Below are 25,270 nucleotides of genomic sequence, written 5' to 3' on the forward strand. Positions count from 1 at the left end.
TCACTCGCGGGTCTTCAATACGGCGATCAGGTCCAGCCACGCGATGCGCCGGTGCACCAGCAGCGCTGATACCACGCTGGCGCCGAGCACCATCAGCCCGGCGAACGCGTAGGTGGCGGTGGTCAGCCGGATCGGGATGCGGAACAGCTCGGACTGGAAGCCCTGCACCATCACCCAGCACAGGCCCCAGCCCGCGGCGAAGCCGAACGGCAGCGAGATCGCCACCAGCAGGCCCAGCTGCCCCAGCAGCAGCGCGCTCACCTCACCCTCGGTCATGCCCAGCACGCGCAGGCTGGCCAGCTCGCGGCCGCGTTCGGACAGGCTGATCCGCGCGGCGTTGTAGACCAGCCCGAAATTGATCACCCCGCCGAGCAAGGCCGCCACCCAGGTGAACACCAGCAGGCTCTCGCCCATGGTGGCGTAGAAGCTGCGCACCGACGCCAGCCGCGAGCTGATGCCGGCCACCCACGGGCGGCGATCCAGGTGCGCATAGACGTCCGCTTCGGCACCGGGCAGCACGCCGAGCAGCACGCCGGAAACCACGTCGCCGTCGCCGAGCAGCCGGTTCAGCGCGTCCAGATCCATGTAGCCCTGCGCCCCGATCGTCTCGTGCACGAAGCCGGCCACGCGCACCTCGCGCACGTGGCGGTGCCCCTGCAGGGCCTGCACCTCGATCGTGTCGCCAGGCTCAAGCGCCAGCATGCGCTGCAGGTAGTCGGTCAGCAGCACGCCATCGGCCGGCGGCGTCACCGCGCCCAGCCGGGCATCCAGCGGCCGGCGCAGGCGCGCCGCCGGCGGCAGCCCCTCGATCACCGTGCGATAGCTGCGCAGGCCATGGACCAGCCGCACCGGCGCCGTCCGGATCGGCTCGGCCTCGCGCACGCCGGGCAGCGCGGCCAGCTCGAACAGCACCCGCCGCGGCGCCGCTTCGATGAAGGTCACCGCCAGGTCATGGTGCTGCGCGAGGCTGAGCTGGGTGTCGACCATGTAGCCGACCGCATCGCCCTGGAAGCGGCCGACCATGATCACCGCACAGGCCAGCGCCAGCCCGAGCACGGTGAACGCGGCGCGGCCGGGGCGGCGCTCCAGGTCGCGCAGGATCATCCGCGCCGGCTGCGACAACCAGCGCTGCAGGCCCAGCCGCTCGACCAGCGTGGGGCCGAAGCGCGGCGGCGCCGGGGCGCGCATCGCCTCGGCCGGCGGCAGGCTGGCAGCCGCACGCAGCGCCATCAGCGCACCGGCCGCGGCGGCGGCCAGGCTGACCGCGGCACCGGTGGCGATCGCCCCGGCGCTGAGCCGATAGGCGAGGAACGGAAACCGGTAGATGCCCTGGTAGACGTGCGCCAGCCAGCTGCCCAGGGCGGCGCCCAGCGCGATGCCCAGGCCCGCGCCCAGCAGCGCGATCACCGCGGCCATGCCGAGGTAGTGCGCCGCCAGCGCGCGATGCCCGTAGCCGAACGCCTTGAGCACGCCGATCTGCTCGCGCTGCGTGCCGATCAGGCGCATCAGCACCACGTGCAGCAGGAACGCGGCCACGCCCAGGAAGATCGCCGGGAACAGCCGCGCCATGGTCCGCAGCTGGCGCATCTCCTCTTCCAGGTAGCGTGCCGAGGTCTGTTCGTGGCGGCCGTAGGCGCCGACGCCGCCGTAGCGCGCCAGCGCGGCGTCCAGCCCGGCGATCACCGCGGCGGGCCGTGCCGCCGGCAGCAGGCGCAGCACCACGTTGTTGAACGCGCCATCCATGTCCAGCGCCCTTTCCATCGCGTGGCGGTTCATCCACAGCACGGCATAGCGCTTGAAGTCGGGAAAGACCGCACCCGGCGGACTCTGGTAGACGTACTCCGGCGAGGTGCCCACGCCGACCACGCGCAGCCAGCGCTGGCGACCGCGCAGGGTCAGCCGCAGGCGGTCGCCGACACGCAAGGCGTGCGCCGCGGCGAACGCCTCGCCCACCACCACCTCGTTGTCGAGCTCCGGGGCCGGCAGGCGGCCGCTGCGCAGCTGCACCCGGTTGAGCAGCGGCTGGCCACCCTGCAGCGGCAACGACACCACCTCGGCGCGCACCGGCTCGTCGAAACCGGGCACACCCAGCGTGCCCAGTGCCAGCAGCCGCGCCTGCACGGTCTGCACGCCGGGCAGCGCCGCCAGGTGCGCCAGCAGGGTGTCCGGCGCACGCGCCAGCGGCGCCCACAGGTCGGCCAGCGCGCCTTGCCGGTAGAACTGCTCGCGCGTCGCGGTGAGCGATTCGTAGGTGGACTGCGACATCACCAGCGTGGCGACGCCGCTGGCGATCACCAGCGCGATCGCCAGCGCCTGCCCGCGCAGGTGCCACAGGTCGCGCCATGCCTTGCGCGTCAGCGCGCTCACCAGCGCAGCTCCTTCGCCGGCGTGCGCTGCGCCGGGCGCTCCTCGCGCACGATGCGGCCGTCGCCCAGGTACAGCACGCGATGCGCCATGCGCGCGATGTCCGCGTTGTGGGTGATCACCACCGTCGTGGTGCCCAGTTCCGCATTGACCCGTTCCAGCGCCTCCAGCACCCGCACGCCGGTGGCCGAGTCGAGCGCGCCGGTGGGCTCGTCGCACAGCAGCACCGCCGGCCGCTTGGCGATCGCGCGGGCGATCGCCACCCGCTGCTGCTGGCCGCCGGACAGCTGCGCCGGGAAGTGGTCCATGCGGTCGGCCAGGTCCACCCGCGCCAGCGCCTCCTCCGGCGTCATCGGCTGCTCGGCGATCTCGGTGACGATCGCCACGTTCTCGCGTGCGGTGAGGCTGGGAATCAGGTTGTAGAACTGGAACACGAAGCCGACGTGTTCGCGGCGGAACAGCGTCAGCTCGCGCTCGCTGGCGCCGGTCAGGTGGTGCCCCTCGTACCAGACCTCGCCAGCGGTGGGCGCGTCGAGCCCGCCCAGGATGTTCAGCAGGGTCGACTTGCCGCTGCCCGAGGGCCCCAGCAGCACCACGAACTCGCCGCGGAACAGGTCCAGGTCGATCCCGCGCAGGGCATGCACCTCGACCTCGCCCATGCGATAGGTCTTGGTCAGGCCGCGGGCACGGAACACCGCCTCCCCGACCGGCAACGGCGCGACCACAGCCATGCATGCACTCCGCCCGGCAACCGCCCGAAGGTGGCGATGGCGTTCAGGCTAACCGCAGCGCGCGGGCCGGTTCATGACTTCAGGCAACTTCGAGCGAGTCGACCACGCGCCGATAGCGCTGCGCGATGCGCTCCTCGTCGCGGTGACGGAAATCGCGCACCTGCCAGCGCCCGCCGACCATCACGTCGCGCACCAGCGGCGTGTTGCCGGCGAACAGGAAGCTGTCCAGCAGCGAGCGGGCGTCGCGCGCGGCGAGCAGCGGCGAGGCGTCGTCCAGCACGATCAGGTCGGCGCGCGCGCCGTCGCGCAGTTCACCCACCGGCCGACCCGCGGCCTGGGCACCACCACGCAGCGCGGCGCGCCACAGCGTCTCGCCCACGCTGTCGCCCGGCTGCCGCGCGCCGATGTTGCGGTGGCGGGTGGCCAGGCGCTGGCCGTATTCCAGCCAGCGCAGTTCCTCCACCGGCGAGATCGAGATGTGCGAGTCCGAGCCGATGCCGAGCGTACCGCCGGCATCGAGGTAGTCGGCCAGTGGGAACAGGCCGTCGCCCAGGTTCGCCTCGGTGGTCGGGCACAGCCCGGCCACCGCGCCGCTGCGCGCCAGCTGCGCGGTTTCCGCCGCCGTGAGGTGGGTGGCATGCACCAGGCACCAGCGCGCGTCGACCGCGGCGTGCTCGAACAGCCATTCCACCGGCCGCGCGCCGCGGGTGGCCAGGCAGTCCTGCACTTCGCCGACCTGCTCGGCGATGTGCAGGTGGATCGGCCCGCTGGCCGCCAGCTCGCTTGCCAGCACTTCGCGCAGCGCGGACTCCGGCACCGCGCGCAGCGAATGCAGCGCGATGCCCACGCACACCTCGTCGTTCTGCTGCCGGCGCAGCGTCTCCAGCAGGCGCAGCCAGGCATCAACGGCATGGCCGAAACGGCGCTGGCGCGCACTCAGCGCACGGCCGTCGAAGCCGCCGCTGAGGTACAGCACCGGCAGCAGGGTCAGGCCAATGCCGGCTTCGCGTGCCGCCTCGATCAGCGCCAGCGACATCGCCTCGGGGCGGGCATACGGCGTGCCGTCCGGCTGGTGATGCAGGTAGTGGAACTCGCAGACACTGGTGTAGCCGGCCTTGAGCATCTCCACGTAGAGCTGCGCGGCGATCGCCTGCAGTTCATCCGGGCCGATCGTGGCGGCGAACGCGTACATCGTTTCGCGCCAGCTCCAGAAGCTGTCTTCGGCCTTGCCGCGCCGCTCGGCCAACCCCGCCATCGCGCGCTGGAACGCGTGCGAATGCAGGTTCGGCATGCCCGGCAGCACCCAGCGGCCGAGCGCTTCGGCGGCCGCGCCGGTCGGTGCCAGCAGGCGTCCATCGGCGGACACGCCCAGCGCCGCATCGGCCTGCCAGCCATGCGCGCGCCATAGCTGGCCGGCCTTGAAGTGGGCAACGGCAGTGCTGTCATTCATGGATCGGCTCCGGTACGCGATGCTGCGCAGTGTAACCGCCTCCGTGAAATCCCCTTCACCCGCGTTTGCCGCCGGCCTGGGCATGATCGGGCGATGATCCGCAAGACCAGCGAGAACGCCCCAAAACTGCAGCTGCGCCTGGCCACCCCGGCCGACGTGCCGGCCCTGGTCCTGCTGACCGCGCGCATCTACACGCCCGAGTGGGGCCACTCCGCCGAGATGCTGCGCTCGCAGCAGACGCACTTCCCGGAAGGCCAGTTCGTGGTCGAGTACGAAGGCGTGATCGTGGGCTACTGCGCGACCTTCCGCATCGACGAGGCCACCGCGCTCAGCGCCCACACCTGGATGCAGATCACCGGCGGCGGCATGGGCTCGCGCCACAAGCCGGACGGCAACTGGCTGTACGGCATGGAAGTGGTGGTGCACCCGGACTACCGCGGCATGCGCATCGGCCAGCGGCTGTACCAGGCGCGCAAGCGCCTGTGCATGGACCTCAAGCTGCGCGGCATCGTGTTCGGCGGGCGCATCCCGGGGCTGGCGCGGAACATCCAGCGCTACGGCAGCGCCGAGGCCTACGTGCAGGCCGTGGTGGAAGGCAGGCGCCGCGACCAGACGCTGAGCTTCCAGCTGTCCAACGATTTCGAAGTAATCGGTGTGTTGCGCGCCTACGTGCCGTCCGACCACGAGTCGCTGGGCTATGCCGTGCATCTGGTCTGGCGCAACCCGCAACTGCTCGACCAGCCCGACATCCCGCCGATCACCTCGGCCCGGCTGCTGCCCGATTCGGTGCGGGTGGCCTCGGTGCAATACCAGCAGCGGCGAATCGCTTCGTTCGAGGAGTTCGCCACCCAGGTCGAATACTTCACCGACATCGCCGCCGACTACAGCGCCGACTTCGTCACCTTCCCCGAGCTGATCACGCTGCAGCTGCTGTCGATCGAGAACACCGAGCTGTCGCCGGTGGAATCGATCCGCAAGCTCAGCCACTACACGCCACAGGTGAAGGAACTGTTCGGCCGGCTGGCGGTGCACTACAACATCAACATCATCGCCGGCACCCACCCCACCGAGCAGGCCAACGGCGACATCCACAACGTCTGCTACGTGTGCCTGCGCGACGGTTCGATCCACGAGCGCGAGAAGCTGCACCCCACGCCGAGCGAACGCAACGTGTGGAACATCGTCGGCGGCGACAGCGCAGCCACGGTGCAAACCGACTGCGGCCCGATCGGCGTGATGATCTGCTACGACGCGGAGTTCCCCGAGGTGGCGCGCTACCTGGTCGACCAGGGCGCGCTGATCCTGTTCGTGCCGTTCTGCACCGACGTGCGCGAGGGCTACCTGCGCGTGCGCTACTGCGCGCAGGCGCGCGCGATCGAGAACCAGTGCTATGTGGTGCTGTCCGGCAACGTGGGCAACCTGCCGGGGGTGAACAACTTCGACATCCAGTATGGCCAGAGCTGCATCCTCACGCCGAGCGACTTCCCGTTCGCGCGCGACGGCATCGCCGCCGATTCCACCCCGAACATCGAGACCGTGCTGTTCGCCGACCTGCGCCTGGAAAGCCTGGCTCGCGCGCGCAACGCCGGCGCGGTGACCAACCTCAAGGACCGCCGCTTCGACCTGTACGAGACACGCTGGCGGCCGCGCTGATGGGGCGGTGGTGGCTGCAGGGACATACCCTGCGCGCGATGCTCTTGCTCTTGTCGCATTCAAAGCGACGAGCTTTCGTTCACGAGCACCTGTAGGAGCGCGCTTGTGCGCGATGCTTTTGCTGCATTCATGGCGATGAGTTTTAGAGCGAAGAGCTTTCGTCTGCCTGCGGCGCCCGAAAGCTCTTCGCTCTGAATGCAGCAAGAGCATCGCCCGCGAGCGGGCTCCTACAGGTGGATACGCGGTCTGCGATAATCGCGCCATGGCCGCAGGCCTCTTGCGATCATCCCACCATCCACGCGGAACCGGCACCCCATGAATGACCCTCGCTGGGATCGACTGCTGCTCAACGCCACCCTGGCCACGTTCGCCGACGACACGCCCTACGGCCTGATCCGGCACGGCGCGATCGCGCTGCATCACGGCCGCATCACCTGGGTCGGTCGGCAGGACGAGCTGCCGGATGCGCCGGATGCCCTCGCCGCCACGGTGGAATCGCTGGACGGCGCGCTGGTCACGCCGGGATTGATCGACTGCCACACCCATCTGGTGTTCGGCGGCAACCGTGCGCACGAGTTCGAGCTGCGCCTGAACGGCGCCAGCTACGAGGACATCGCCCGCGCCGGCGGCGGCATCGCCTCCAGCGTCAACGCCACTCGCGCCGCCAGCGAGCAGCAGCTGTTCGAGCAATCGCTGCCGCGCGCCCGTGCGCTGCTGGCCGATGGCGTGACCACGCTGGAGATCAAGTCCGGCTACGGGCTGGAGCTGGACAGCGAACGCCGCATGCTGCGCGTGGCGCGCCGCCTCGGCCGCGAACTGAGCATCACGGTCCGCACCAGCTTCCTGGGCCTGCACGCGCTGCCGCCGGAATACAAGGACCGGCGGGACGAATACGTGGCGCTGGTCTGCGACGACATGCTGCCCACGCTCGCCGCCGAGGGCCTGGTCGACGCGGTCGACGCGTTCTGCGAGGGCATCGGCTTCAGCCGCGAGGAGACCCGCCGCGTGTTCGAGCGCGCAAGGCAGCTCGGCCTGCCGGTGAAGCTGCACGCGGAGCAGTTGTCCGATCTGGGCGGCGCCGCCCTGGTCGCCGAGTACGGCGGCTTGTCGGCCGATCACCTGGAGCACCTGAGCGAGGCCGGCATCGCGGCGATGGCGCAGGCCGGCACCGTCGCGGTGCTGCTGCCCGGCGCGTTCTACGCGCTGCGCGAAACGCAACTGCCGCCGGTCGCGGCACTGCGCGAACAGCGCGTGCCGATCGCGATCGCCACCGACTGCAACCCCGGCACCTCGCCGCTGCTGTCGCTGCGGCTGGCCGCCGGCATGGCCTGCACGCTGTTCCGGCTCAGCCCGGAAGAAGCGCTGCGCGGGGTCACCGTCAATGCGGCCCGCGCGCTGGGACAGCGCGATCGCGGCACGCTCGCCGCGGGCCAGCGCGCCGATCTGGTGGTGTGGAACGCGCGCCAGCCCGCCGAACTGTGCTACTGGATCGGCGGCGGCCTGGCGCGTCGGGTCTACGTGGCCGGCGAACCCGTTTCGCGGCGCAAACCGCCCAACCGTTCGACCAGCGCCGCGTAGAACGCGTCCGGCAGCTGCGCCTGCACCGGCACCCGCCACCAGTTCGGCCGGGCGAAGCGGCGGCACTTGACCGCATCCTTGTCGGTCATCAGCAGCGGCAAGCCGTCGCCGAATTCCAGCTCGGTCGCGACGAAATCGTGATGGTCGGCGAACGCATGCTCGATCGGTTCGATGCCGTACCCGCGCAGGCTGTCGAAGAAGCGCCGCGGGTTGCCGATCGCGGCCACCGCGTGTACGCGCTGGCCGGCAAAGTTCGCCAGCGCCTGCATGCGGCCGCCATCCAGTGCCACCGCCTCGCCGCCGCGCAGCTGCATCGGATACTCGCCGGCTTCGGCCGCACCGCCGTTGCACACGCGCAGGTCGACGCGGCGCAGCCGATCCAGCGGTTCGCGCAACGGCCCGGCCGGCAGCAGCCGCCGATTGCCGAAACGGCGCACGCCATCGATCACGCAGACCTCCACGTCACGCGCCAAGCGGTAGTGCTGCAAGCCGTCGTCGGCGATCAGCACGTCGCAGCCGGCATCCAGCAGCAGCCGCGCCGCCGCCGGGCGGTCGCGCCCGACCGCCACCGGCACGCCGCCGGCACGGATCAGGCAGGGCTCGTCGCCGACCTGCGCCGGCTCAGGCGCGTCGCCGAGCAGCAGCGGTTCGCGCTGGCGGCCGCCGTAGCCGCGGCTGACCACGCCCGGCCGGTAGCCGCGCTCGCGCAAGGCGCGCGCCAGCGCGATGGTCAGCGGCGTCTTGCCGGTGCCGCCCGCCGTGACATTGCCGACCACCACCACCGGCACCGGCAGGCGCACGCTGCGCAACCAGCCGCGCCGGTAAAGCGCGCCGCGCAGGCTAACCGCGCCGCCGTACAGCGCCGCCAGCGGCGCCGTCCACCACGGTGCGCGACCGCTGCCGTACCAAGCCGATTCGAGCGTGTCGATCAGCGCCACGGGCGTCCTCAATCGCTGCCGAGGTTCACGGCATGGTCGTGGAACTGCATCCGGTGCAGCGCGGCGTACTGGCCGTTCAGCGCAATCAGCTCGGCGTGGGTGCCGCGCTCGATGATGCGGCCCTGCTCCATCACTGCGATCTGGTCGGCACCCTCGATGGTGGACAGGCGATGCGCGATCACCAGCGTGGTGCGGTCGCGCATCAGGCGCTGCAGCGCCTGCTGGATCAGCTGCTCGGACTCGGTGTCGAGCGCGCTGGTGGCCTCGTCCAGCACCAGGATCGGCGCGTTCTTGAGGATCGCGCGGGCGATCGCGATGCGCTGGCGCTGGCCGCCGGACAGCGTGTTGCCGCTCTGCCCGATCGGCGTGTGGATACCCTGCGGCAGGCGCGCGATGAACTCCATCGCGTTGGCCGCCTCGGCGGCGGCGACGATGTCCGCCTCGCCGGCGCCGGCCAGTTCGCCGTAGGCGATGTTGTTGGCCACGGTGTCGTCGAACAGCACCACGCTTTGCCCGACCCAGGCGATCTGCCGGCGCAGCGAGGCCAGCGTGTAGTTCCGGTAGTCCTCGCTGTCCAGCACGATGCGCCCGCCACTGGGCTCGTAGAAGCGCGGCAGCAGGCTGGCCAGGCTGCTCTTGCCGCTGCCGGAACGGCCGACCAGGGCGGTCACCGTGCCGGGCGCGCAATGCAGGTCGACGCCGCGCAGGGCCTCGAAGTCGTTGCGCGGGTAGGTCAGCCGCACGTCCTCGAAGCGCAGGTCGCCACGCGTGCGCGCCAGCTCGCGGGTGCCCTGGTCGATCTCCGGCGGCATGTCGATCACTTCGAACAGGTCGGTGGCCGCGGACAGGCCGCGCTGGATGTTCGCCTGCACCGTGGTGAGCCGTTTCAGCGACGGCATCATGGTGCCCATTGCAGTCAGCACCGCCACGAACACGCCCGGCGAGATGTTGTCGATCACCCCCGGCCGCGTGCCCAGGTAGACCAGCGCGGCGAGCGCACATGCCGCCACCGTCTGGATCGCCGTGCTGGAGAGAGCGTTGGTGGCCGCGATCTTCAGGTTGAACCGCTTGGTGCGCTGCGTGACCACGTCGAAGCGATCCGACTCGTGCCGCTGGCCGCCGTAGATGCGCACCTCGCGATGCGCGCCCACCGATTCCTCCACGGTGCCGGTGACCGAGCCCATGCTGCCCTGGATGCGCCAGCTGATCTGCCGGTAGCGCCGGCTGACCACGGTGGCGATCAGCGCGATCGCCGGCACCATCACCAGCAGGGCCAGGGTCAGGTAGGCGCTGTAGTACAGCATCACGTACAGGCAGCCGATCACGGTGACGCCTTCGGTCACCACGATCTTCACCGCATCGGTGGAGGCCGAGGCCACCTGTTCGCTGGTGTAGGTGATGCGCGACACCTGGTGGCCCGAGGCCTCGGCGCCGAAGAACGTCGCCGGCAGGCGCAGGTAGGCGCCGAACACGTCATGCTGCATCACCTGCACCACGTTGCGCCCGATGTAGGACACGCCGTAGCTGCTGACGAAGGTGCCGACGCCGCGCACCGCGAAGATCGCGATGATCCAGATCGGCATCCAGAAGATCAGGTACGGATCCTTCTGGGCGAACAGCTTGTCGATCAGCGGCTGCAGCAGCTTGGTGAACACCACCAGGCCGCCGCCGTCCACCGCCATGCCGGCCAGGGTGACCAGCCCGATCAGCCAGTAGCGGCCGGTATAGCCCAGCAGGCGCCGGTAGATGCGCAGGCTTTCGGCATCCCATACACCAGTCCCGCCGGTGCTCACTGGCTGCTACCCGGCTTGGTTGGCGTGGTGGCGATCGACAGCCGGGTGAAGCCGAGCTGGCCCAGCGCATCCATCGCGGTGACCACATTCTGGTTCGGCGTCAGCGCGTCGGCGCGGATCGTCACCTGGCGTGCGCGATCGTCACCTGCATTGCGGGCGATGGTCTGCTTCAACGCCTCGATGCCTTCGCCCATCACCTCGTCGCTGCCGACGTAGAAACGGCCGTCGCGGTCGATCATGATGGTCAGCGCCGGCGTATCCATGTCGCGGTCCTGCGTGCTCGCCTGCGGCAAGGTCACCTGCAGGCGCGAGTGCTGGATGAACGTGCTGGTCAGCACGAAGAACATCAGCAGGGTCAGCAGCACGTCGATCAACGGGATCACGTTGATCTCGAAGTCGTCGCCGCGGCGGTCGTTGCCGATACGCATCGGTGCGCCTCAGCCCGCGCTCGGCGCGGTCGGCGCCGGCGCGCGGCGCGGCCGTACGGGTGCCGCCGCCGGAGCAGTGGCCAGGGTCAGGTCATCGAGCAGCGCCGTGGCCTGCTTCTCCATCTCCACGCGGTAGCCGGCTATGCGCGAGCGGAAATAGCGGTGCAGCACGTAGGCAGGAATCGCCACGGTCAGGCCCGAGGCAGTGCAGATCAGCGCCTCACCGATGCCGCCGGCCATCCTGGCCGGATCGCCGATGCCGCCGGCCATCACCTCCATGAACATGCGGATCAGGCCGATCACGGTGCCGAACAGACCCAGCAGCGGGCCGATCAGCGCGATCGTGCCGAGCGTGTTGAGGTAGCGCTCCATGCGGTGGACGACGTGGCGGCCGGTATCCTCGATGCGCTCCTTGATCAGCTCGCGCGGCTGCCGGCGCACCACCAGCGCCGAGGCCAGCAGTTCGCCAAGCGGCGAGCCGTTGGCCAGTGCCTCCAGATGGCCCGGATCGAGCTGACCGGAGCGCGCCCACTGGCGCACTTCCTCGCCCAACCCGGGCGGCAGCACCGACCTGCGACGCAACGTCCAGCAACGCTCCAGCACGATCGCCAGGGCAATCGCCGAGCAGATCAGGATGGGCACCATCGCCCAGCCGCCAGCCATCAGAATTTCCAGCACTTTTCGACCCCGACGCATGACCTGACAGGAAGCGCGCATGATAGCAGTCTCGCCCCGATGTACTGCGGCATGCGTGGCATTCCCCGCCGGCCCGCTCACTCGCGCCAGTAACGCGCCTGCCGCTGGCGCCAGCCCGGTTCGCGCCGCGGCGGCGCGTCGGCGGGGAAATCCAGCGCCATCGCACCCTGCCCGGCGGTATCGAACACCGGCACGCGGGCCGCGGCGTAGCGCGCCAGCACCTCTGGCCGGGGGTGGCCGAAACGGTTGCGCCAGCCCGCCGACACCAGCGCCAGCCGTGGCCGCACGGCGGCGATGAAGGCGGCGCCGGACGAGGTCCGGCTGCCGTGGTGCGGCACCAGCAGCACCGGCGCCGGGCCGGGGCCGAGTGCCGCCGCCACCAGCGGTTCCGCCGCGGAGCTGATGTCGCCGGGCAGCAGCAGGCGCCCGCCGCGGCCCTCGACCAGCAGCACGCAGGAGCTGTCGTTGTCGCGGTCGCCCGCGCCGCGGGGTGGGTTCAGCACGCGAAAACGCACGCCATCCCATTGCCATGCCTGACCCGCCACGCACTGCCGCATCGGCACTCGCACCCGCGACGGCTCGCCGGCGTAGCGCTGCGCCTGCGGAAACGCGTTCGCCACCGCTTCGGCGCCACCGGCATGATCATTGTCGCCATGGCTGATCACCAGCATGTCCAGGTGGTCGATGCCCAGCGCATGCATCGACGGCAACACCACCGCTTCGCCCACATCGAAACCGGACGGATAGCGCGCGCCGGCGTCATACACCAGCACGTGGTCGCGGGTGCGCAGCACTACCGACAGGCCCTGCCCCACGTCGAGCACCCATACCTGGAAGGCACCCTCCACCGGCCGCGGCAACGGCGGCCACAGCAGCGGCAGGAACAGCAGCAGGCCGAGCCAGCGCAGCGGCACGCCGCGCGGCAGGAACAGCCACAGTGCGCCGAGCACGGCCAGCAGCAGCGCAGGCGCCTGCACCGCGGGCAGGTACCAGTGCGCGCCGGGCCACGTCGCCATCTGTTCCAGCAGCCACCATTGCGCATGTGCGATCCGCGCGGCCAGCCACAGCACCGGCGCGGCCAGCGGCGGGCACAGGCCCAGCAGCAGCATGCCGAGCAAGGCGCATGGCACGATCACGAAGCTGACCACGGGCACCGCGATCAGGTTCGACAACGCGCCCACCAGCGAAGCCTGGCCGAAGAACCACAAGGTCAGCGGCAGCAACGCCACCGTCATCAGCAGCTGCCCGGCCGACAGCTCGTGCAGGAACGCGCGTACGCCGCGGCCACGCGACTGCAGGCACAGCATCAGGAACGCCACACCGACGAACGACAGCCAGAACCCCGCCGCCAGCACCGCCAGCGGATCGGCCAGCAGGATCGCGATCAGCGCCAGCGCCAGCGATTGCGCACCACTGCTGCCGCGACGGCTGCAGCGCGCCAGCGCCACCACCGCGATCATCAGCAGGGTGCGCACCGTGGGCAGGCCGAAACCGGCCAGCGCGCTGTACATCGCGGCCACCAGCAGTGCCGCCGCGGCCTGCGCCTGCGGCCGCGGCAACCACAGTCCCAGCCGCGGCCACAGCGCGTAGACCAGCCATGCCAGCCACACGCCGAACACCGCCGCCACGCCGACGTGGAAGCCGGAGATCGCGATCAGGTGCGAGACCCCGTTCGCACGCGCCACCGCCCAGTCGCGCTGCTGCAACCCGCGCGTGTCGCCGACCGTGAACGCCTGCAGCAAGGCCGCGTCATGTCGGTCGTGCACGCGTACCGCGATGCCGCGGGCCACTGCATCGCGCACCCCGTCGACGCACCAGGGCGTGCCGGCCAGTGGCGCGTTGTCGGCAACGTCGCGCACGTAACCGGTGGCGACGATACCCCGCTGCAGCGCCGAGCGTTCGCTGTCGGCGCCGCCGGGATCGAGCAGCCCGCGCGGCCGCCTCAGGCGCAGCGACAGCCGCCAGCGTGAACACGGCCGCAGCGGCGGCGCATCCTCGTACCAGGCCACCGTGATGCGCCCGTGCAACGCGATCGGCTGGCCGTCCAGCGTGACCTGTTCCGCCTGCAGCGTGAAGCGGCTGGCGTCCGGCTGCGCCAGCGGCAGGTCGGCGATCGTGCCGACGACCACGAAATCGTGCCCTTCCAGTGCCCGCGGCAGCCGCGCGTCCATCGCCACGCCGCCGCGCCACGCCGCCCACGCGATGCCGAACAGCAGCCAGGCCAGCCAGCGCCAGCGCGGGCAACGCCAGGCCAGCCACGCGGCCGCCAGCAGCACCAGGACCAGGCTCCAGTAAGGCGGCAACTGCGGCAGCCACTGCACCAGCAGCACGCCGGCGAGCAAGGCCGACGCCGCCGTGATCGCCCCGAGTCGCGCCATGTCGCGTGCCTCATTCCATCCTGGAAGAGTCCGAGCCTAGCGCGGTGGCGGCAGCGACGAAGACGAAAAACGTGTAGGCGCCCGCCTGAAAGCACGAAGTCGGCTCTCTTCCCGGTGCCACGGGGAAACAAGCCAGAGCGTCAGGCTTTCGGGCTTTCCTGCAGCACGCCGTTGTGCAGCACCAGGGTGCGGTCCATCTTCGCCGCCAGCTGCGGATCGTGGGTGACCAGCACGAAGCTGGTGCCGATCTCGCGGTTGAGCTCCAGCATCAGCGCGTAGACCTGCGCGGCATTGCCCTCGTCGAGGTTGCCGGTGGGCTCGTCGCCGAGCACGCAGGCCGGGCGCGTGACCAGCGCGCGCGCCACCGCGCAGCGCTGGCGCTCGCCGCCGGACAGCTCGGACGGCTTGTGCTGCGTGCGTCCGCCCAGCCCCACCCGCTCCAGCAGGGCAACGGCTTGCTTCTGCGCCTCGGCGATCGCCGTGCCGCGGATCAGCAGCGGCATGCACACGTTCTCCAGCGCGGTGAACTCGGGCAGCAGGTGGTGGAACTGGTAGATGAAGCCGAGCGAGCGGTTGCGCACGCGGCCGCGCTCGGCGTCGGACAGCTTCGACAGCACGCGGCCGTCCACTTCCACCTCGCCGGCGGTCAGCGTGTCGAGTCCGCCGATGATGTGCAGCAGGGTGCTCTTGCCCGAGCCGGAGGCGCCGACGATCGCCATCGTCTCGCCGCGCTTCAGGGTGAAGCTGACGTCGCTCAGCACCTCGGTGCGCAGGCCGCCCTCGTCGTAGGTCTTGGCGACGTGGCTGGCACGCAGCACGTTTTCGGTCGTGGAATTCATGGCGGCCTTATTCATAGCGCAACGCCTGCGCCGGCTGCGTGCGCGAAGCGCGCCACGCGGGATAGAGCGTGGCCAGCAGCGAGAACGCGAAGGTGAGCAGCGCGGTCCAGCCCACGTCCTGCCAGTCGAGCCGGCTCGGCACCTCGCTGATGTAGTAGACGTCCGGCGACAGGAAGGTGACGTGGAAGGTGTGCTCGATCCACTTGATGATGCCCGGCAGCTTCCACGACAGCAGCGAGCCGAAGCCCACGCCGAAGCCGATGCCGACGAAGCCCACCAGCACGCCCTGCACCATGAACATGCCCATGATGCTGCGCGGGGTGGCGCCGAGCGTGCGCAGGATCGCGATGTCGGCCTGCTTGTCGGTGACCAGCATCATCAGCATCGAGATCAGGTTGATCACCGCGACCAGGATGATCAGCGACAGGATGATGAACATCACCATCTTTTCCATCGACAGCGCGGCGAACAGGTTCGCGTTGGTGTCCATCCAGGTCTGCACCCGGTAGACCTGGCCCAGCTGGTCAGCCAGCTCGCGGGCGACCGGACGGGCGTTGAACAGGTCGTCGAGCTTCAGGCGGATGCCGGTCGGGCCGCTGAGATCATTGAGCTTCTCGGCGTCGCTCATGTTGACCAGGGCCAGGCCGGAGTCGAACTGCTCCATGCCCAGCTCGAACGTGCCCACCACGTGGAAGCTGCGCAACCGCGGCACGCTGCCCATCGGCGTGGCGCGGAGCTGCTGCACGAACATGGTGACGCGGTCGCCCACGGTGACGCCGAGCGTCATCGCCAGCTCGCGGCCCAGCACGATGTTCCAGCTGCCCGGGGTCAGCTCGGCGAGCTTTCCCTCCAGCATGTGCTTGTCGATGTCGACGACCCTCGGTTCCTGCGCCGGCTCGACGCCGCGCACCAGCGCGCCGCTGGAGCGACGGGCATTCAGATAGGCCTCGGTCTCCACGTACGGCGCGGCGCCCAGCACGTGCGGGTTGGCCTCGGCGATCTGCAATGCACGCGGCCAGTCCTGCACGCTCTCGCCGATGCCGGACACGGTGGCGTGCGAGATCGCGCCGAGGATGCGCGAGCGCATCTGGTAGTCGAAGCCGTTCATCACCGACATCACCGTGATCAGCGCGACCACGCTGATCGCGATGCACACGATCGACACGGTGGAGATGAAGGAGATGAACTGGTTGCGCCGCTTGGCGCGGGTGTAGCGCAGGCCGATGAAGAGTTCGAGCGGTCGGAACATGGGCGGGTCGCTTGTGGGAATCGCAGGGCGGGCCGCCCGGTCGCCCATTATCGGGCATTCGCTCGGACCGCGCTGCAGCGTCGAAGTTGCCGCCACGCTCAAAGGTGCGGCACGGCCTCGTCGGGCTGCATGGCCGCCAGCCGCATGCGCAGGCGCCGGCGGATGTCCGCATCGCTGTTGTCCGGCGCCAGCAGCAGCATCTGCACGCCCTGCTCCGCCGTATGCAGGCGCAGCAGCACGAACACGCCGAGCACGCGGAACGAGGCCAGCGTGGCTGGCATGTCCTGGTGATCGGCCAGGTGCAGCGTCCAGGCATCGTCGGCGCTCCAGCCGGCCGCCGTGACCGGGGCGGCGGCCAGGCGTCGAAGCGTGTGCCAGGTCGCCATTGCCACGGCTGCCGCCAGCAGCAGCTTCAGCCATGCGGGCAGCGCGCTCAACGCCACGGCGAGCCACGCCAGGGCGGCAACCAGTACCAGGGCTTGCCGCAGCCGTCGCGACGGCCGGTACTCAAAGCCGATGGCGGGCGCGGATGTCATCGACGATCGCCTGCCAGTCTGCCCGCTCGGGGCGCGCGTGACCCATCACCCAGTCCCACAGGTCCGGGTCCTGCACGTCGAGCAGTTGGTCGAAGGCCTGGCGTCGCGCCTCGTCCGCATCGGCGAAACATTCGTCCAGCCAGCCGCCGAACAGCGCGTCCAGTTCGCGCGTGCCGCGGCGGGTGCGCCAGCGCAGACGCTTGATGCGTGCTTCATCCATCACGAGGCTCGGTCGTTGTCCATGAAGGCGGAGTGTAGCCGTTGCACCGGAACGCTACAGGCCGCGCATGGCGGCCTGTAGCGTACGAAACCCGGTAGCGCGCTCAGGCCGAGCGCCGCTCCACCATCAGCTTCTTGATCTCCGCGATCGCCTTGGCCGGGTTCAGGCCTTTCGGGCAGGTGCGCGTGCAGTTCATGATGGTGTGGCAGCGGTACAGCTTGAACGGGTCTTCCAGATCATCCAGGCGCTCGCCGGTGGTTTCATCGCGCGAGTCGACGATCCAGCGGTAGGCCTGCAGCAGGATCGCCGGGCCGAGGTACTTGTCGCCGTTCCACCAGTAGCTGGGGCAGCTGGTGGAGCAGCAGGCGCACAGGATGCATTCGTACAGGCCGTCGAGCTTCTTGCGGTCTTCCGGCGACTGCAGGCGCTCCTTGTCGGGCACCGCGCTCTGCGTGCGGACCCACGGCTTGATCGATGCGTACTGGGCGTAGAAATGGGTGAGGTCGGGCACCAGGTCCTTCACCACCGGCATGTGCGGCAACGGGTAGATCTTCACGTCGCCGGCGGCGACGCTGTCGATCGCGCAGATGCAGGCCAACGTGTTGGTGCCGTCGATGTTCATGGCGCACGAGCCGCAGATGCCTTCGCGGCAGGAGCGACGCAGCGTGAGCGTGGGGTCGATCTCGTTCTTGATCTTCAGCAGCGCGTCCAGAACCATCGGGCCGCAGGCGGCCAGGTCGACCTCGTAGGTGTCGATGCGCGGGTTCTGGTCGTCGTCCGGACTCCAGCGATAGATCCGGAAGGTACGCGGCTTCTTCGCGTTCTTCGCCGGGTAGTGCTTGCCCGGCTGGATCTTGGAGTTTTTCGGCAGTGAGAATTCAGCCATTGGTATGCATCCGCAGTAGACAGAAAGGACCGGGACGGATCAGGTTCGCACGCAACACGATGCCCTGTTCCCCATTCCCCACTCCCGCACTCAATACACGCGCTTCTTCGGCGGCACCACTTCGACCTCGTCGGAGAGGGTGAACATGTGCACCGGGCGATAGTCGAAGCTGGTCTTGCCGTTCTCGTCCACCTTGACCAGGGTGTGCTTCATCCATTCGGCGTCGTTACGCTCGGGGAAGTCCTCGCGCGCATGGGCGCCGCGGCTCTCCGGGCGCTGCTCGGCCGAGTGCATGGTGCCCACCGCCTGGTCGAGCAGGTTGGCCAGCTCCAGCGTCTCGATCAGGTCGGAGTTCCACACCAGCGAGCGGTCGGTGACCTTCACCTGCTTGAACGAGTCGCGCACCTTGTCGATCTTGGTGCAGCCTTCCTTCAGCGTCTCGCCGGTGCGGAACACCGCGGCGTCGACCTGCATGGTGCGCTGCATGTCGAGGCGGATCTGCGCCGTTGGCAATTCGCCGCCGGCGTGGCGCAGGCCGTCGAAACGGGCCAGCGCCTTGTCCAGTGCGCTGGCCGGCAGATCCTTGTGCGCGGCGCCGGGCTGGATGAGCTCGGCGCAGCGGTGCGCCACCGCGCGACCGAATACCACCAGATCGAGCAGCGAGTTGGAGCCCAGGCGGTTGCCGCCGTGCACCGACACGCAGGCCGCTTCGCCGATGGCGAACAGGCCCGGTACCACGGCGTCGACGTCGTCGCCCTTCTTCTGCACCACTTCGCCGTGATAGTTGGTGGGGATGCCGCCCATGTTGTAGTGCACGGTGGGCAGGATCGGGATCGGTTCCTTGGTCACGTCCACGCCGGCGAAGATGCGCGCCGACTCGGCGATGCCCGGCAGGCGCTCGTGGATAACTTCCGGACCGAGATGCATGAGGTTGAGGAAGGCATGGTCCTGGTGCTCGCCCACGCCGCGGCCTTCGCGGATCTCGATGGTGATGGCGCGGCTGACCACGTCGCGCGAGGCCAGATCCTTCGCACTGGGCGCATAGCGCTCCATGAAGCGCTCGCCCTTGGAATTGGTGAGGTAGCCGCCCTCGCCGCGCACGCCCTCGGTGATCAGGCAGCCGGCGCCGTAGATGCCGGTGGGGTGGAACTGCACGAACTCCAGATCCTGCAGCGCCAAGCCCGCACGCAACACCATGCCGCCGCCGTCGCCGGTGCAGGTGTGCGCAGAAGTGGCGCTGAAGTAGGCGCGGCCGTAACCGCCGGTAGCCAGCACCACCGCCTGGCCGCGGAAGACGTGCAGCGTGCCCTCGTTCATGTCCAGCGCCAGCACGCCGCGGCAGACGCCTTCCTCGTCGAAGATCAGGTCGGTGGCGAAATACTCGACGAAAAAGGTGGCGTCGTGCGCCAGCGCCTGCTGGTACAGCGTGTGCAGGATCGCGTGGCCGGTGCGGTCGGCGGCGGCGCAGGTGCGCTGCGCGGTGCCCTTGCCGTAGTGCGTGGTCATGCCGCCGAACGGGCGCTGATAGATGTGGCCGTCCTCGGTACGCGAGAACGGCACGCCGTAGTGCTCCAGCTCGATCACCGACTGCGGCGCGTTCTTGCACATGTACTCGATCGCGTCCTGATCGCCCAGCCAGTCGCCACCCTTCACCGTGTCATAGAAGTGGAAGCGCCAGTCGTCCTCGCCCATGTTGCCGAGCGCGGCGGCGATGCCGCCTTGCGCCGCCACGGTATGCGAACGGGTGGGAAACACCTTGGTGACGCAGGCCGCCTTGAGGCCCTTCTCGGCGAGGCCGAAGGTGGCACGCAGGCCGGCGCCGCCGGCGCCGACCACCACCACGTCGTACTTGTGCTGCTGGATCTTGTAGCTTTCCACGGTCTCAGACTCCCAATGCGATGCGCAGCACGGCCAGCACGCCCGCGAGCGCGCCCAGCACCGCGAGGAACTTGATCGCCACCAGCAGCACCACTTCCTTCCAGCGGGTGTGCACGTAATCCTCGATCACCACCTGCAAGCCAAGCACGGCGTGCCAGAACGCGGTGACCACGAACAGCATCAGCAGCAGCGCATTCCACGGCCTGGCCACCATGGCCTTTGCCGTGGCGTAGTCGGCGTGCAGCAGGGAGAGCACGGTGACCACGAACCACAGACCGAGCGCGATCAGTGCAGCGGCGGTGACGCGCTGCACCCACCAGTGGTCCACGCCATGCTGCGCCGAGCCCAGGCCACGCGCATGTTTCATCGGGTGGCGCAGCTGGCTGCGCACATCATCGGTACCCACGCGCAGGTTCATGCCGCACCTCCTTGAGCGAGCACGCAGGCCCAGATAAGTACCGTGAGCACGAAGCTGCCGATCACCGACAGCCAGCTTGAACGCACGAACTGGGGAATCTTGTAACCCGCGCCGGTGTCCTGCACCAGGTGGCGGATGCCGTTGCACAGGTGATAGCCGAGCGCCCAAGTCCAGCCCACCAGCAGGATGAGGCCGATCGGGCTGCCGGTGCAGGTCTTGAATTGCTCGAAGGCCGCCTCGCCGGAGGCCAGCGCCAGAATCCCCCACACCACCAGCAGCGTGCCAACGGCCAGGGCGATGCCGGTGGCACGATGCAGGATGGAAGTCACCATCTGTATCTGCCACCTGTAAACCTGCAGGTGCGGGGAGAGCGGTCGTTGCTTGTCTGCCATGGCGGCTATCCTGTGTGGAATCGCTGGTGCCCATGCCGCACCTTCCCCTGTCCTGATGCGCAACGACGACGAGCGCCGCGCGGTCGTTCAGAAGTCGATACAGCGTCCGTTCTTTTCCCAATCGCCATAACGCGTGGGATCGGGAGCCGGCTTCTCCCCCGATACCTTGTCCACCGCCGGCCTGACAGGCACGACAGTCGTTTCCGCCGGAACGGAAACGGGTGTGGATTCGGCTGGAGAGGAGGTAGTGGACATGGTTTTTTGTAAGCCGCCAAAGGTTAATACTTGCGGCAATGCAGTACAACCATGCATCACGCACCGGTGTACTCGCATCGCGCGCCGTCACTTGTGTCTCGCGCCATGCACCCCCAACTCCAGCAGCCTCATGCCGACACACCACTCCGCCGAAACCCTGCTGATCGAAGGCCCCGACGCGAGAGCTTTCGCGCACGCGCAGTTCAGCAGCCCCGTCAGCTCGCTCGCCATCGGCCAGTGGCAATTCAGCGCATGGCTCGATCCGCAGGGACGCGTGCGCGCACTGTTCCAACTGGCCCGACTCGCCGACGAGCGCTACCTGCTGCTGCTGCGCGGAGGCGACGCCGCGGCGATGGCCGATGCACTGCACCGCTTCGTGTTCCGTTCGAAACTCAGCGTGACGGCATGGCCGCCGCGCCGCCTCGCCACCGGCGCGGTGCTGCCGCTGCACGCGGTCGCCGACGACGGCGAGAACGTGTCGCTCGGCTGCGGCACGCACAGCCTTCGCCTCATCGCCACCGGCGCGGGCGACGACGCGTGGCGCCTGCCGCAGTTGCGCGCAGGCTGGCCGTGGCTGCCGGCATGCTTGCTGGGCGAATTGCTGCCGCCGGCCTTGTCGCTGCAGCGCCTGCATGCCGTCGCCATCGACAAGGGCTGCTACCCCGGCCAGGAAATCGTCGCACGGCTGCATTTCCGCGGCGGGCACAAGCGACATCTGCATCGCGTCACTTTGTCGCAAGCAGCGGTCGCCGGCGACACGCTGCGGCGAGATGGGCGCGAGGCTGGTTGCGTGCTCGATGTCGTCGGCACGGATGACGGCATCGAGGCACTCGTCGTGTTGAGCGATGACATCGCCGCAACGGTTGGCGCCGGGCATCCGCATGCATTCGACGACAACCTCGCGCTCGACATCATCGCGTCGTGGCCGGCGTGAGCGACGACCGGCGACGCAGATGAATTTCGCGTGCAATGCGCATCAAGGGATCGTGAGCGTCAACTGAACTTCGGCATCCCGGCACTTGCCAGCTACGAAATCCGCCACTAGGCTCCGCCGATCGAATATCGCGGCAGCCGGAACACGGGGTGCCGATACACGCGACGAACCGGAAGAATCCGAATCGGCGCGACCCGGCAGCAACAACGCCGGATGGAACACCGCCTCGCAGCCAACGAGTGCGTAGTAGTCGAAGGCAACACGGCCGACGCGGCCGCGCAACGCCCGACAACAGCCAAATCCCCCGACCGGCCTGAACCGCCGTTCGACCCGCCACAATCCCGTGGCAAAGCGTCTTGGCCACAAGTTTCGGCCACGACGATTGATCCAGGTGGAACGGCCTGCCCGCCCGTCCACCGCAACGGCGCTCGAAGCTGCAACTGCTTCGCGCGTACAGCACGTTGGAGGCAGAACCATGAAACTTTCCATGCTGTTGTGGCTGACGACCCTGATGCCGCAGCCCGTCGCTGACCAGGCTTGCCTGGCCACCACCGTCTACCTCGAAGCACGCAGTGAACCGACCAATGGTCAGCTCGCCGTGGCGGAAGTGGCGCTGCGTCGCCGCGACCGCGGGCGCTGGGGCGACACCGTCTGCAAGGTGGTGACCTCGCCCCACCAGTTCGCCACCACGACCACGCCCGGCTCGTTCGAAATCACCAACCTCGAAGCCTTCAACAAGGCATGGCAGATCGCCGGCATGTCGATCCGGAACTGGCAGCTGCCGGTGGCGCAGCGTCGCATGCTGGTGCCGCGCGCCGACCACTTCGCCACCACCGCGATCTCGCCCGCATGGTCGCGCAACCGCCCAAGCGTGACGATCGGCGAGCACGCGTTCTACGCAGTGAACTGACCGCTCATCGGCGACCAAACAAAAAGGCCCTCTTTCGAGGGCCTTTTCTTTTTTGGACGTCCAGACGTCCATATGTCATTACTCAACGCGCATAGACGTGATCGCCACGAACCTCGACGTAGTCGCCGCTGCGGACACCGGGGTTCTCGCGCTGGGTCACCGTGGCGTACTGGCCATTGTCCAGTCGAACCACGATGCGCCAGGCGACGTCGCTGCCGCTGTTGCGCTTGCCGATCTGGTTGCCGACGACGCCGCCGGCGACCGCGCCGGCCACGGTGGCGGCCTTGCGGCCGTCACCCTTGCCAACCTGGTTACCGAGCACGCCACCGGCCACAGCGCCGATGATCGCGCCCAGCGTACCGCCGTTGCCGCTGCTGCCATCGATGTAGACCTGCTGCACCTCCTGCACCACGCCGCACGTCTGGCAGCGCACGCTGCGGTCGCCGTAACCGTTCTGTCCCTGATAACCGCGGTTGTAGGTGCCGTCGTTGCCGTACGGCGAGGTCGCGCAGCCGGCGAGGGCCAGTCCGGCGCTCATCGCGGCGGCCATGGCGAATTTGCTGGTCAGTGCATTCATGGGCTCGTTCCTTTTCCGGGGTTGCTTCAGTGGGCGTCGGACACCGCCGTCACGCCTTCCTGCACCTGCACCCGGTCGCCCGGGTCATGATCCATCCGCACCGTGCGGGTGACGCCGTTGTATTCGTAACGAACGTCGTAACCGACGATCTTGCTGCTGGTGTTGTTGACGGTTTCGCACTTGCGCTCCACCGTCGAGCTCACCTGGGCATGCTGCCGGCTGGCCTGGATGCGGTTGCCGGCATAGCCGCCACCGACCGCACCGGCCACCGTGGCCAGCGTCTTGCCCTTGCCGCCGCCGACCTGATTGCCGACCAGGCCGCCGACCACCGCGCCGATCGCGGTACCGGCGATGCGGTGCTCATCCTTCGGCGGCTCGGTATGCGTGACCGTCTCGTCATGGCAAACCTGCTTCGGATTGTTCACCGTCGAACGCACCGGGTCGACGCTGACCACCTTGGCGTACTTGACCCCGGCGTCCGCGCTGGTGCCCGCGTCGGCGGAGGCATTGGAAGCGCCGGCGTCCGCATTGCGGTTGCAGGCCGAGAGGCCAGTCGCGAGTACCGCCGCAATGGCGACATTGAGTACATTGGCTGTCAATCTGTTCATTACGATCCTCTCCTCTGTTTTTTGTTTGGCGGCATGGCGGGATGCCCCCGGCATCGCGCAATTACCTGCGTGGCCATTGAACCGTTGTTCAACTGAATCGCAGCTAGCTCACGCTCGTTACATTATCTTCACGCCACCGACGTAGGACTCTCTGCCAGTGCACGAAAAACGAACCCGGGTACCGCTCGTCGACAGCCACGTGCATCTCGACGACCAGGCGTTCGCTGGTGATCTCGAGGCGGTCATCGAACGCGCCCGCCAGAGCGGCGTCGACACGCTGGTCGTTCCTGCCGTCGATGCCCGGAGCTGGCCGGAAATCCGCCAGCTCTGCGCCCGTCATGCCGGGGTGCACCCCGCCTATGGGCTGCACCCGCTGTTCCTGTTGCAACATGCGCCGGAGCATGTCGACGCCCTGTCTTCCTGGCTGAACGAGAACCGTCCAGTGGCGGTCGGCGAGATCGGGCTGGACTTCCACCGGGACGACCTCGACCGGGAACTGCAGCGGCACTGCTTCTGGCGTCAGCTGCAGCTGGCCGGCGAGCACGACCTGCCGGTGATCGTGCATGCGCGCGGCGCGCTGGAGGAAGTCACCCTGACCTTGCGCCGCAACGGCAGGTTGCGCGGCGTGGTGCACAGCTTCTCCGGTAGCGAGCAGCAGGCGCGCCAGCTGTGGGATCTGGGTTTCCACCTCGGCATCGGCGGCCCGGTGACCTACGAACGCGCGCAGCGCCTGCGCCGGATCGTGGCGCAGATGCCGATCGAGTTCCTGTTGCTGGAAAGCGACGCGCCGGACCAGCCCGGCGCCGCCCATCGCGGCGAGCGCAACGAGCCGGCCCATGTCGTCGAAGTCCTGCGCTGCATCGCTGCGCTGCGCAACGCGCCGGAAGCGGACATCGCCGCCGCCACCAGCGCCAACGCCCGCCGCCTGTTCAGGCTCAACTGACGCCCAGGCCATCCGTCACTTGCCAACGGTGACCCCGGTTTGCTATTTTTTATTTCACTGGTGAAATATGAGTCAGTGAAATGGCACGCCTGGCAAACTGCATCACGATGATGGACGAAGGCGTCGGCCGGGTCAGCCAGATCATCCCGCAGGTACCTGCGCTCGAAGCGCGGCTGTGCCGGTTGATGCTGATGCTCGGCGACGACATCGAGGAAGAGCTCGAATTCAAGCTGAAGGCGCACAAACTCAACCACAGCGAATTCCTGACCCTGATGATCCTGTACAGCCGCCCGGACGGCAGCTCGACCCCGGGCGAGCTGTGCGAGTACACCTCGCAGGGCGCCACCAACATGACCCGCATCGCCAACGCGCTGGTCAAGCGTGGGCTGATCACCCGCGGCGGCAGCGAAGCGGACCGCCGCCGCGTGCTGATCCGCATCACCGCAGCCGGGCGGCGCTTCGTGCAGAAGATGCTGCCGCCGATGTTCCCCCGCGTCGCCACCATGTTTGCCGGCTTCAGCGACACCGACAAACGCCATTTCGATCGCCTGCTGCGCAAGCTGGCGGGCAACCTCGACCAGTTGGGCGAAAGCCGCCTCCCATGAAGGACACCCCG

Annotated in this window: 25 protein-coding genes; 6 read left to right on the forward strand and 19 right to left on the reverse strand. The window is 68.9% G+C overall.

All coding sequences use genetic code 11. The annotated features are described in order from the left end of the window. The 3 genes from R2APBS1_RS11515 to R2APBS1_RS11525 all read right to left on the reverse strand — a co-directional run bounded on the left by R2APBS1_RS11515 (window position 1) and on the right by R2APBS1_RS11525 (window position 4,545). The gene (locus tag R2APBS1_RS11515) at window positions 1–2,367 is read right to left on the reverse strand and encodes an ABC transporter permease (RefSeq protein WP_015448058.1); all 2,367 of its coding nucleotides are present in this window, start codon (window positions 2,365–2,367) and stop codon (window positions 1–3) included. Beyond that, a complete protein-coding gene (locus tag R2APBS1_RS11520; RefSeq protein WP_007514889.1) occupies window positions 2,364–3,095 on the reverse strand; it encodes an ABC transporter ATP-binding protein in 732 nt (243 codons plus the stop codon). Before R2APBS1_RS11520 ends, R2APBS1_RS11515 begins: the two co-directional genes overlap by 4 nt. Window positions 3,096–3,174: 79 nt before the next feature. Further along, window positions 3,175–4,545 (reverse strand): formimidoylglutamate deiminase, encoded by a 1,371-nt coding sequence (locus R2APBS1_RS11525; protein ID WP_015448059.1) that lies wholly within the window; start codon window positions 4,543–4,545, stop codon window positions 3,175–3,177. Window positions 4,546–4,638: 93 nt separating this feature from the next. On the opposite strand from R2APBS1_RS11525, the gene R2APBS1_RS11530 reads away from it, so the two are divergent. Further along, entirely contained in the window at window positions 4,639–6,198 is a 1,560-nt protein-coding gene (locus R2APBS1_RS11530; RefSeq protein WP_015448060.1) for a bifunctional GNAT family N-acetyltransferase/carbon-nitrogen hydrolase family protein, read from the forward strand. Between the two features lie 315 nt (window positions 6,199–6,513). Continuing rightward, on the forward strand, window positions 6,514–7,776 hold the full coding sequence (hutI, locus tag R2APBS1_RS11535) for an imidazolonepropionase (protein WP_015448061.1): 1,263 nt from the start codon (window positions 6,514–6,516) through the stop codon (window positions 7,774–7,776). Here the strand turns inward: hutI and lpxK are convergent. The 14 genes from lpxK to R2APBS1_RS20560 form a co-directional block, all read right to left on the reverse strand. Further along, the gene (lpxK, locus tag R2APBS1_RS11540) at window positions 7,713–8,714 is read right to left on the reverse strand and encodes a tetraacyldisaccharide 4'-kinase (protein WP_015448062.1); all 1,002 of its coding nucleotides are present in this window, start codon (window positions 8,712–8,714) and stop codon (window positions 7,713–7,715) included. The two genes, hutI and lpxK, sit on opposite strands and share 64 nt — an antisense overlap. Before the next feature lie 8 nt (window positions 8,715–8,722). After that, the gene (gene msbA / locus R2APBS1_RS11545; RefSeq protein ID WP_015448063.1) at window positions 8,723–10,507 is read right to left on the reverse strand and encodes a lipid A export permease/ATP-binding protein MsbA; all 1,785 of its coding nucleotides are present in this window, start codon (window positions 10,505–10,507) and stop codon (window positions 8,723–8,725) included. Beyond that, entirely contained in the window at window positions 10,504–10,935 is a 432-nt protein-coding gene (locus R2APBS1_RS11550) for an ExbD/TolR family protein (RefSeq protein WP_007508927.1), read from the reverse strand. The genes msbA and R2APBS1_RS11550 overlap by 4 nt, the downstream gene beginning before the upstream one ends. A 9-nt stretch (window positions 10,936–10,944) precedes the next feature. Further along, window positions 10,945–11,598, reverse strand: a complete 654-nt coding sequence (locus tag R2APBS1_RS11555) for a MotA/TolQ/ExbB proton channel family protein (RefSeq protein ID WP_041677021.1) — start codon at window positions 11,596–11,598, stop codon at window positions 10,945–10,947. Window positions 11,599–11,708: 110 nt separating this feature from the next. Further along, window positions 11,709–14,009: a DNA internalization-related competence protein ComEC/Rec2 gene (locus R2APBS1_RS11560; RefSeq protein WP_015448065.1), complete on the reverse strand. Its 2,301-nt coding sequence runs from the start codon at window positions 14,007–14,009 to the stop codon at window positions 11,709–11,711. A gap of 140 nt (window positions 14,010–14,149) precedes the next feature. Next, window positions 14,150–14,848, reverse strand: coding sequence for a lipoprotein-releasing ABC transporter ATP-binding protein LolD (gene lolD, locus R2APBS1_RS11565; protein ID WP_041676763.1), 699 nt, complete (start codon window positions 14,846–14,848; stop codon window positions 14,150–14,152). A gap of 7 nt (window positions 14,849–14,855) precedes the next feature. Further along, window positions 14,856–16,097, reverse strand: coding sequence for a lipoprotein-releasing ABC transporter permease subunit (locus tag R2APBS1_RS11570; RefSeq protein WP_015448067.1), 1,242 nt, complete (start codon window positions 16,095–16,097; stop codon window positions 14,856–14,858). A 98-nt stretch (window positions 16,098–16,195) separates the two neighbouring features. Then, window positions 16,196–16,633 (reverse strand): protein YgfX, encoded by a 438-nt coding sequence (locus R2APBS1_RS11575; protein ID WP_007508937.1) that lies wholly within the window; start codon window positions 16,631–16,633, stop codon window positions 16,196–16,198. Beyond that, complete coding sequence (locus R2APBS1_RS11580; protein WP_007508938.1) at window positions 16,605–16,853, reverse strand: FAD assembly factor SdhE; 249 nt, start codon at window positions 16,851–16,853, stop codon at window positions 16,605–16,607. Before R2APBS1_RS11580 ends, R2APBS1_RS11575 begins: the two co-directional genes overlap by 29 nt. A gap of 103 nt (window positions 16,854–16,956) precedes the next feature. After that, window positions 16,957–17,739 carry a succinate dehydrogenase iron-sulfur subunit gene (locus tag R2APBS1_RS11585; protein ID WP_007508940.1) on the reverse strand — a complete coding sequence of 261 codons (783 nt, stop codon included), beginning with the start codon at window positions 17,737–17,739 and terminating at the stop codon, window positions 16,957–16,959. A gap of 90 nt (window positions 17,740–17,829) precedes the next feature. Beyond that, window positions 17,830–19,617, reverse strand: coding sequence for a succinate dehydrogenase flavoprotein subunit (gene sdhA, locus R2APBS1_RS11590; protein ID WP_015448068.1), 1,788 nt, complete (start codon window positions 19,615–19,617; stop codon window positions 17,830–17,832). 4 nt (window positions 19,618–19,621) lie between these two features. Then, complete coding sequence (gene sdhD / locus R2APBS1_RS11595; RefSeq protein ID WP_007508944.1) at window positions 19,622–20,035, reverse strand: succinate dehydrogenase, hydrophobic membrane anchor protein; 414 nt, start codon at window positions 20,033–20,035, stop codon at window positions 19,622–19,624. After that, a complete protein-coding gene (gene sdhC / locus R2APBS1_RS11600; RefSeq protein WP_007508947.1) occupies window positions 20,032–20,427 on the reverse strand; it encodes a succinate dehydrogenase, cytochrome b556 subunit in 396 nt (131 codons plus the stop codon). The genes sdhD and sdhC overlap by 4 nt, the downstream gene beginning before the upstream one ends. A gap of 87 nt (window positions 20,428–20,514) precedes the next feature. Next, window positions 20,515–20,619, reverse strand: coding sequence for a DUF1674 domain-containing protein (locus R2APBS1_RS20560; RefSeq protein WP_236127019.1), 105 nt, complete (start codon window positions 20,617–20,619; stop codon window positions 20,515–20,517). Here R2APBS1_RS20560 and ygfZ point away from each other — a divergent pair. Beyond that, window positions 20,594–21,616 carry a CAF17-like 4Fe-4S cluster assembly/insertion protein YgfZ gene (ygfZ, locus tag R2APBS1_RS11605; RefSeq protein ID WP_235644487.1) on the forward strand — a complete coding sequence of 341 codons (1,023 nt, stop codon included), beginning with the start codon at window positions 20,594–20,596 and terminating at the stop codon, window positions 21,614–21,616. The two genes, R2APBS1_RS20560 and ygfZ, sit on opposite strands and share 26 nt — an antisense overlap. 475 nt (window positions 21,617–22,091) lie before the next feature. Continuing rightward, the gene (locus R2APBS1_RS11610) at window positions 22,092–22,526 is read left to right on the forward strand and encodes a cell wall hydrolase (RefSeq protein WP_015448071.1); all 435 of its coding nucleotides are present in this window, start codon (window positions 22,092–22,094) and stop codon (window positions 22,524–22,526) included. A gap of 82 nt (window positions 22,527–22,608) precedes the next feature. On the opposite strand, the gene R2APBS1_RS11615 is transcribed toward R2APBS1_RS11610, so the two are convergent. Both R2APBS1_RS11615 and R2APBS1_RS11620 read right to left on the reverse strand, forming a co-directional pair. After that, on the reverse strand, window positions 22,609–23,103 hold the full coding sequence (locus R2APBS1_RS11615; protein ID WP_007508954.1) for an outer membrane lipoprotein: 495 nt from the start codon (window positions 23,101–23,103) through the stop codon (window positions 22,609–22,611). A 26-nt stretch (window positions 23,104–23,129) separates the two neighbouring features. Further along, window positions 23,130–23,711, reverse strand: coding sequence for a glycine zipper 2TM domain-containing protein (locus R2APBS1_RS11620; protein WP_007508956.1), 582 nt, complete (start codon window positions 23,709–23,711; stop codon window positions 23,130–23,132). Window positions 23,712–23,868: 157 nt separating this feature from the next. Between R2APBS1_RS11620 and R2APBS1_RS11625 the strand changes: the two genes are divergently transcribed. Further along, window positions 23,869–24,654 carry a TatD family hydrolase gene (locus R2APBS1_RS11625; RefSeq protein ID WP_015448072.1) on the forward strand — a complete coding sequence of 262 codons (786 nt, stop codon included), beginning with the start codon at window positions 23,869–23,871 and terminating at the stop codon, window positions 24,652–24,654. Window positions 24,655–24,734: 80 nt separating this feature from the next. Beyond that, window positions 24,735–25,259, forward strand: coding sequence for a MarR family winged helix-turn-helix transcriptional regulator (locus R2APBS1_RS11630; RefSeq protein WP_007508962.1), 525 nt, complete (start codon window positions 24,735–24,737; stop codon window positions 25,257–25,259). Window positions 25,260–25,270: the final 11 nt, after the last annotated feature.

Origin of the sequence: Rhodanobacter denitrificans (genome assembly GCF_000230695.2) — a bacterium.
In the GTDB taxonomy this organism is placed as follows: Bacteria; Pseudomonadota; Gammaproteobacteria; order Xanthomonadales; family Rhodanobacteraceae; genus Rhodanobacter; species Rhodanobacter denitrificans.

Bases quoted from the DNA above. Each gene is read 5' to 3' on its own strand.
- R2APBS1_RS11580 (WP_007508938.1), bottom strand. From the start codon at position 16,853: ATGGATGAAGCACGCATCAAGCGTCTGCGCTGGCGCACCCGCCGCGGC.
- hutI (WP_015448061.1), top strand. From the start codon at position 6,514: ATGAATGACCCTCGCTGGGATCGACTGCTGCTCAACGCCACCCTGGCC.
- R2APBS1_RS11555 (WP_041677021.1), bottom strand. From the start codon at position 11,598: ATGGCTGGCGGCTGGGCGATGGTGCCCATCCTGATCTGCTCGGCGATT.
- R2APBS1_RS11530 (WP_015448060.1), top strand. From the start codon at position 4,639: ATGATCCGCAAGACCAGCGAGAACGCCCCAAAACTGCAGCTGCGCCTG.
- R2APBS1_RS11575 (WP_007508937.1), bottom strand. From the start codon at position 16,633: ATGACATCCGCGCCCGCCATCGGCTTTGAGTACCGGCCGTCGCGACGG.
- sdhC (WP_007508947.1), bottom strand. From the start codon at position 20,427: ATGGCAGACAAGCAACGACCGCTCTCCCCGCACCTGCAGGTTTACAGG.
- R2APBS1_RS11550 (WP_007508927.1), bottom strand. From the start codon at position 10,935: ATGCGTATCGGCAACGACCGCCGCGGCGACGACTTCGAGATCAACGTG.
- R2APBS1_RS11560 (WP_015448065.1), bottom strand. From the start codon at position 14,009: ATGGCGCGACTCGGGGCGATCACGGCGGCGTCGGCCTTGCTCGCCGGC.
- R2APBS1_RS11570 (WP_015448067.1), bottom strand. From the start codon at position 16,097: ATGTTCCGACCGCTCGAACTCTTCATCGGCCTGCGCTACACCCGCGCC.
- sdhD (WP_007508944.1), bottom strand. From the start codon at position 20,035: ATGAACCTGCGCGTGGGTACCGATGATGTGCGCAGCCAGCTGCGCCAC.
- R2APBS1_RS11525 (WP_015448059.1), bottom strand. From the start codon at position 4,545: ATGAATGACAGCACTGCCGTTGCCCACTTCAAGGCCGGCCAGCTATGG.
- R2APBS1_RS11585 (WP_007508940.1), bottom strand. From the start codon at position 17,739: ATGGCTGAATTCTCACTGCCGAAAAACTCCAAGATCCAGCCGGGCAAG.
- R2APBS1_RS11630 (WP_007508962.1), top strand. From the start codon at position 24,735: ATGGCACGCCTGGCAAACTGCATCACGATGATGGACGAAGGCGTCGGC.
- lolD (WP_041676763.1), bottom strand. From the start codon at position 14,848: ATGAATTCCACGACCGAAAACGTGCTGCGTGCCAGCCACGTCGCCAAG.
- R2APBS1_RS11610 (WP_015448071.1), top strand. From the start codon at position 22,092: ATGAAACTTTCCATGCTGTTGTGGCTGACGACCCTGATGCCGCAGCCC.
- R2APBS1_RS11520 (WP_007514889.1), bottom strand. From the start codon at position 3,095: ATGGCTGTGGTCGCGCCGTTGCCGGTCGGGGAGGCGGTGTTCCGTGCC.
- R2APBS1_RS11620 (WP_007508956.1), bottom strand. From the start codon at position 23,711: ATGAACAGATTGACAGCCAATGTACTCAATGTCGCCATTGCGGCGGTA.
- R2APBS1_RS11615 (WP_007508954.1), bottom strand. From the start codon at position 23,103: ATGAATGCACTGACCAGCAAATTCGCCATGGCCGCCGCGATGAGCGCC.